The organism is Shimia aestuarii (assembly GCF_022814865.1).
In the GTDB taxonomy this organism is placed as follows: Bacteria; Pseudomonadota; Alphaproteobacteria; order Rhodobacterales; family Rhodobacteraceae; genus Shimia; species Shimia aestuarii_A.
Map to the genome: position 1 here is coordinate 1 of NZ_JAKVRD010000040.1, position 6,737 is coordinate 6,737.

Here is a 6,737-nt window from a genome sequence, read left to right on the forward strand (position 1 = left end):
TCAATACGAAACGACCCCACAGTGCTCTGGGCTATCGCCCACCGGCCCCCGAAACCATCATCCAGATGGACCAAAGGCCGATCATGCACTAACAATCAAATTGGACCACTCAAGTGGGGCGGATCACTACCTTGGCTGGCCCATGCAAACAGCCTAGAGATAGCGGAATAAGCAGTCGACACACCCACTTAACAACATGTTTTTATTTGAATTTTTCTAATTTAATGGTGCCCGGGGGCGGAATCGAACCACCGACACGAGGATTTTCAATTAGCCTTGTGATCCGCGCGGACTGTCTCAGGATCGCTCAAGCCGTAACGTAGTCGATTGAAAACCTTGACCTTTGCGTTTGGCAGATCGTCTCGACTCGTCTCATGCCGGAGCATTCAAGCAAGCTGCTCCTGCTACCCTCATGATACCCAAACCTTGATTGCTAGGTGGACCACTTTCAAACGTTCACCAGATCGGACAAGTACCCATCAGTGCCGCTGAAGTAGCCGAAAACGCCGTCCATGACGTCTCTCAACCGGATCAAGTCTAATCGGTCCTTGGCTAGAGGCACTGGGTTGCCTTGATTATCTCTAGGGTACCTAAAGGAGAACGAACGAGGGTCTAAGTTGCCAAACTCGGCGATAATACCTCCTACGATCCGATCAGCTTGGTCCGGATCTTGCGTCCCAAACCCGTCAAGTACTTCTAGGAACTTGGGCCATAGTCTATCAAACTCGTGTGCATTCCAGATCGGATCAATACCCACGTGAGGACCATAGTGATTTATTATATATTTTAAGTTCAGCTCGAGTGCGTGCCGGTACAAGAAAACAATTGGGAAGACCAAGTAATCTGCCTCGCGGAAGTCGTATACGGCTCTCTGAACAAGGGCGTCCGCCGATTTGCGATAGCCGTCTCTCATCAGGAAGAATCGCGAGAAGTCATCTGCAGCCACCGCAACTTGTTGTTGATCTTCATCTGGAAGATCAAAGGGGTCGTCCCCATCATGCGGCCACCGAAAGCCGGTCCCAAACAATTCCTCAAATCTTAGCCGCTTTGCCATTTGAACAACTTCCTATTTCTTAAACACCCGACTTGCAGTTCTCCAAGCATCAAGCCGCGAAAGCTACTAACGCGTAAGTTTTCCAATTTTAAACTTTGTAGTGGCCCCATATGGCTCAAAGTAGACCATGTATTGCGACACCGCCTGATACATATGGCTGACTAAACATACCTTTGCTTGGCCCTGATGAAATTCTCTTGATGGCTTCCTCGCGAACGTTCTCATCCGGCACTTGCGATAGGATAGTACGAGCTTCTGCTTTTGTAAGCTGAGGTAGCGTGGCGATACTTCTGGCCAGTGCTTCATATGGCTTCATACCATTTCGGAGGCCGTCAGACGCTAATTTTGTATGGAGAAAGGATACCGTATCACTCATTGCCCAAGCGCCCGCAGAAACTATTGCTCGCCGATCGAGCGTAAAAAGTGCCGGGTAAGTCACCAAGTCCGACGACCTGAAGCGTCTTTGATAGTTTCTGGCCAAACCAGAGCCAGAGTGACACGCATTCAGCATCACAAGACGGGCTTGAAAGTCAGGTGCGTGCATTTGCAATGCTTCTACCCCAATGATGTGTCTGCTTTCAGCGCCCCCCATAGTGGCGAAGTAGGGGTCAGTATAAAATTGGAAAGGAGCTGAATGAGAAGAAATCAACACGACATCTGCCGAAGCCAAGGCCTCTAACGCCTTGTCGTCATCCGCATCAAATTTTTTATGAACTATCGATGACCACTCAGCAGCAAAAACGCTTCCTTCGAATGGCGACAGCATCAAGTCATCGTTGGGGCTGGAGATCGAAACGATAGTGGATACTGCATCTTCGTCTTCGATTGCGGGATAAAGAGCTGAAACAATTCGTACATGGAAGTCTCCATGCTTCATACGGGCCGCACATCCAGCGTTGCGCAGCGCGATTGAGGTCACTGGAAGGCTATCGCTAAAATCTTGGATGTAACGGATAGACTGGGACCCCTTGCTAGATACCCAATCCAACATCGGGTCCAGATAGCGGCTAAAGTCTTCCAGTAATGCCAAAATTTTGCCATTGAAGTTGGCCCTGTTTATGCTGTTCGATGCATGATCAAGCAAAGCCTTTTTCCACTTTACCAGCAATTCTAGAGGGATTCGGGCGGACCCATACTGCTCCCCAACAACGCACCAGATCGTTGGTTCATCACTCGCATAGGTGACGAACATCAAAGCGTGCCCCTGCCGCAGGCGGCTATGGCAAGTGTCTAAGACAACCTCAAGGCTTGCACTCTCGGTTGGACTATTTGAAACACCACGGTTCTCTAGATGCAGGGAAATGGAGGCCAATTCGTCCCAAGCCTCTCCGCCATTCATGGGACTCCATGCGTCATCGTACTTCTCGCGAAAGCCAAATAGGTGCGGAGCGCCAAAGTTGCGTAGCTTTTGCATCACCTCTAGTAGCGCGCCAGATTCTTTCTCATCAACTTCGCCTCGAGCCGCCGTAGTGTTTGCCCAATCTAGTATGGACAACCAATCTGCCAAAGCGTTGGTTCTCACAGCAGCCAACATTGGAAGCACATTGTCCGCCTTGCCTTCAGATGGAAGTTGATCGAGCATCCCTTCAATTCTCGGGATGTATCTCTCTCGCAGACCACGCCGATGATGAAGCCTCAGAACTGGGCGCAGAATACGATCCAACAACACCGAGGCGAGTTTGAGTTGGCTAGTTGCATCTGAATACATGTCGAGTTCGAGCGATATCTTTGCGGCCACCAGCGCCACTTCGAGTCGGGCCTCAATATTTGATGTCGTTGCCAGACTTGCTTCAGCTTCTAGGATGGTTTCGAGAGCCTCATCAAATTGGCCGCTAACTCGTTGGCACACTGCCAAATTTATTTTTATTTGTGCGGCAAGATCGTCCTCGGGTTCAGCGTCCAAAGCTCTTTTATAATAGCATTGGGCACCCTCAATGTCATCCACCCGCATTCTGGCAAGCCCCATGTTGCTGAGTAGAGAAACCGGGGGCTGCTCAGCTAAATCTCTCCAGAGGCTCAGCGCTTTCTCGCCCACGCGGGTAGCCCAGTCGTGATCGCCCTCTTCGCAAGCAACCGAAACAGATGTGCTGTAAACCTCAGCGAGTAAACTCTGTGATTCAACATCTATCGCAATTTCTTCTGCATCTGAGAGACTTCGATATGCCGCTTGGCTCTGTCCATGCCGTGAATAAAGAGTAGCCGCCTCAAGATGGAGTTTGGCTATTCGTTCCTTCAATCCAAACCGGATATAGATGTCCATGACACGGGAAAAAACTCTGGGTCGTTGGTCCAAACTATTGCCAAAATTATCGGAGCTTTTGCTCGCAGCGTCAGCCAATTCAACCACGATGTCACGTGTGTCATCAGAGCTGTCCTCATCGGCCATCCTATTAAGGGTCACAAACAGTCCATGAAGGTCGCCTACCTGAGTGAGAATTCTCGCTCTCATTTCCCAAAAAAGTATGGCCTCCCGAAGTCTTGATCGTTCGAGAACGGTTTCAGCGACTTTTTCTGAGATACTCGCTACTCGAGCTGGGTCGCTATCGGCAAAAGCAACCAAGGCGTTGTACAATCCAATAAAATCTTTGTAGAGGATCGGACGGTCCAAGCTTCTTTTCAAGCGCTCTTGAAAGCGCTCAGCAGGGAGCATCAGCCAATCGGACCAGTCCATTTAACACCACCTCGACTTTTTTGCATTCTTGTTCGGCGGAAGATTAACAATCGATCCATCTCAATCCTCATCTGAGCAGATAGGTAGTACGGTTCCAGGTCAAACGAAACTTGCGCTCCTGGCGAAGAAGGCAATCTGATTTCTGTTCATGAAGCTGACTCCGTCGCAAAACTCAACGGATCCTCACATGTCGTCTAGGGTTGTCCCTGACGCAGCGCCTCCATTCGTCTTATTGTGGGGTATGAAACGCAAACTCACCACCAAATTCATCGAAGGCCAGAAGCCTAATCCGTCCAAGCGTCTCGATTTCCGTGACGAGTTGATGTCGGGTCTAGTCCTGCGCATCAGCACGTCCGGCACCAAGACGTTCTGCCTGCACAAGCGCATCAATGGCAAGATGCGTCGCCTGACCATCGGACACTTTCCGGTCGTGTCGCTGGCCGAGGCGCGCGAACGGGTGCGGCAGGTTCTTTACGAAATCGAGACGGGTCGCTTCGAGGATCGCACCGGCGTCGAGGTCGAAACGAGGCCCACGTTGGGCGACGTGATCCCCGACTACATCGAGAAGCATGCCAAGGTTCACAACCGCGACTGGAAGCGCAAGGAAGCCCTGCTGGCGAAATTCACCACCCTGCATGGCCAGCGCATAGATGAGATCAAGCGCGCTGATGTCGTGAAAGCCTGCGACGTGATCCACAAATCCGCGCCTGTCAGCGCAAACCGCGCGCTGGCTCACCTAAAGCACTTGATGGGGTGGTGCGTCGAGCGCGGCATGATTGAGGCAAACCCGATCTCGGGGATGAAGCCACTATCGAAGGAAAAACCTCGCGAGCGTGTCCTGACCGATAACGAGCTGGGCGCGCTTTGGGCGGTCTGTGGCGACGAGGGCTATCCATTTGGGGATTGCATGAAGCTGTTGATGCTTAGCGGCCAAAGACGTGCCGAGGTTGCTGAAATGCGCTGGTCTGAACTCGACCTCGAAAAACGACTTTGGACGCTGCCTTCGCAGCGCGCCAAGAATGGAAGGCAACATACGGTCCCGATCACCGACGCGATGATGGACGTGCTGCGCAGGGTGCCGAGGTTCCTCGGGTCGGACTACGTGTTCACAACCACCGGAAAATCGCCCGTGTCGGGGTTCGGTCGCCTGAAAGACCGGCTCGACAGGTCGCTGCCCGAAGGCACGGAGCCGTGGATTATCCACGACCTGCGCCGCACGATGTCTACGAACATGGCGATGCTGGGCGTCCCCCAGCCCGTCACAGAGGCGCTGTTGAACCACAAAACGGGTGTGGTTTCAGGCGTAGCGGCAATCTACAATGTCTATTCATATGCGGACGAAAAGCGCGAGGCATTGTGCAAGTGGAATGAGTGTATCGAAGAAATCACAAAGACCAAGAATGATCCGCAACCTGTTGGATGTGGCGACGCCAGATCGCTGGGTCGAGTGTGACGATTTCAAATACCCTGCGGGCGGCAACCCATGGACAGAACTCTACACCGAGCAAGCCTGCAAGAGTATCGCAGGCGCGGTAGCAATTGATGATCCAGACACCATTCGCCGCCTTCGATTTCAATTAGCGGCTACCGCAGAGTATTTGACACAGGCTTTCGGATTTGTGGGTGGCGCAATGACCCTATCCCAAAAACACAAGTGGGCAGGTGAATTGGACATATTGTTGCGAAAGACCATCCGCAAGCTTGGAGAGTCCACGGACAACCTATCGACCGTTTCGATTCAAGACTACGAGGGCAAGACGAAGGTTTATCCCGCATCTGAGATGAGAAAGCGCGTGGGACGCACACAAGATGCGATAGCAGATTTGCGCCTACTATTGGGAGCCGTTGAAGAATCTACGGTAAAGATCGAGGGCGGTACAAATCACGCCCAGACTCTGCAACTTGTTGTTGATGCCATGACCGAGGTCTTTATCGATGTTGTCGGCGTTGAACACGTCAAGAGAACGGCCTTCGAAAAGGAAATCGACGGGTTGTTCCCCGAGTTCATACGTGAAGCTGCAAAACCGCTGCTAGCCGTTCATTACCCAAAGTCCACTGCATCAAAACGAAATGTCGAAAAGCTAAACGCTCAAATACAAGAAGCCGTTTCCCGTTATTCATATCGTGATTGAACCAAACGCTCATTTTTAGACTCGTTTCGTTCATTGAATTGAAATGAAACGCTTTTCCGCCTGTGTCATTGTCCTGTTTAGGAACCGGTTCCCTTAGTCATGAAAGGGAAAAAGATGACAGACGATCAACCAGACAAGACCCTCGCCACGCGCGATGATCTGAAGCGCATGGGCATCAATGTGAGCCCGACAACCTTGCTCAGATGGGAGGCCCGTGGCCGATTTCCCAGACGGATAAAAATGGGTGGAACCAAGTGTGCTTGGCTTATGTCCGAACTTCGCGACTGGCTTGCAGAGCGCGCCGAAGAGCGTTCTCGGATGCACTACGCTGATTACTGATCGGCATCCCCAAAAACCAAAATCGTAAAGGAGACTGACCATGAAAAGGGATCAGAAGTCGCGGTCGTGCGCAAAGGGCAATCGCCGAAAACAGAACATCAAGCGTGATGGCTATGGTTGGCGACAATCGGTCCACGCGGACTGGGTTTTGAGAAACGAAGAGAGGATTGCAGGCCTTTCTGGGTGGGCTGTCGAAGTTGAGAACTTCTTTCGCGTTATTGCTCAACACGATCCTGAAAGGGTCATGCGGATTTGTTCCGTTTCCAAGAACGGTAGCCTCACGGCCGAGCACTTCGTTGGCTTCACCGAACACTTTACGATTGCTCAGGTGCTGATGGACCTGTCCGAACAAGAGGATTGCAACCTAATGTTCGATCCAATCCCGTGGGTTCACGGCAAACGGCCAAGAAAAACGTGATCCTCCCCCACTGAAGTGGTCCTCCGCTATGTTTAGGAAAACGGAGGAAACACATGGCCAACAAGCGACCGAAGCCGGAAGAGATTGTCACGAAGTTAAGGCAGGTTGAGGTTCTGACGGGGC

At 51.7% G+C, this 6,737-nt stretch carries 6 protein-coding genes; 4 read left to right on the forward strand and 2 right to left on the reverse strand.

The window, feature by feature from the left end; translation table 11 throughout:
• Nucleotides 1–448: 448 nt before the first annotated feature.
• Both MK745_RS19410 and MK745_RS19415 read right to left on the reverse strand, forming a co-directional pair.
• Complete coding sequence (locus MK745_RS19410) at nucleotides 449–1,054, reverse strand: hypothetical protein (RefSeq protein ID WP_243614827.1); 606 nt, start codon at nucleotides 1,052–1,054, stop codon at nucleotides 449–451.
• A 115-nt stretch (nucleotides 1,055–1,169) separates the two neighbouring features.
• Nucleotides 1,170–3,725 carry a tetratricopeptide repeat protein gene (locus tag MK745_RS19415; RefSeq protein WP_243614828.1) on the reverse strand — a complete coding sequence of 852 codons (2,556 nt, stop codon included), beginning with the start codon at nucleotides 3,723–3,725 and terminating at the stop codon, nucleotides 1,170–1,172.
• 241 nt (nucleotides 3,726–3,966) lie between these two features.
• Between MK745_RS19415 and MK745_RS19420 the strand changes: the two genes are divergently transcribed.
• From MK745_RS19420 to MK745_RS19435, 4 genes are all read left to right on the forward strand, one after another.
• The gene (locus MK745_RS19420; RefSeq protein ID WP_243614829.1) at nucleotides 3,967–5,178 is read left to right on the forward strand and encodes a tyrosine-type recombinase/integrase; all 1,212 of its coding nucleotides are present in this window, start codon (nucleotides 3,967–3,969) and stop codon (nucleotides 5,176–5,178) included.
• On the forward strand, nucleotides 5,126–5,857 hold the full coding sequence (locus MK745_RS19425) for a hypothetical protein (RefSeq protein ID WP_243614830.1): 732 nt from the start codon (nucleotides 5,126–5,128) through the stop codon (nucleotides 5,855–5,857). Before MK745_RS19420 ends, MK745_RS19425 begins: the two co-directional genes overlap by 53 nt.
• A 114-nt stretch (nucleotides 5,858–5,971) precedes the next feature.
• Complete coding sequence (locus MK745_RS19430; RefSeq protein ID WP_243614831.1) at nucleotides 5,972–6,196, forward strand: helix-turn-helix transcriptional regulator; 225 nt, start codon at nucleotides 5,972–5,974, stop codon at nucleotides 6,194–6,196.
• A gap of 40 nt (nucleotides 6,197–6,236) precedes the next feature.
• Nucleotides 6,237–6,614 (forward strand): hypothetical protein, encoded by a 378-nt coding sequence (locus tag MK745_RS19435; RefSeq protein WP_243614832.1) that lies wholly within the window; start codon nucleotides 6,237–6,239, stop codon nucleotides 6,612–6,614.
• Nucleotides 6,615–6,737: the final 123 nt, after the last annotated feature.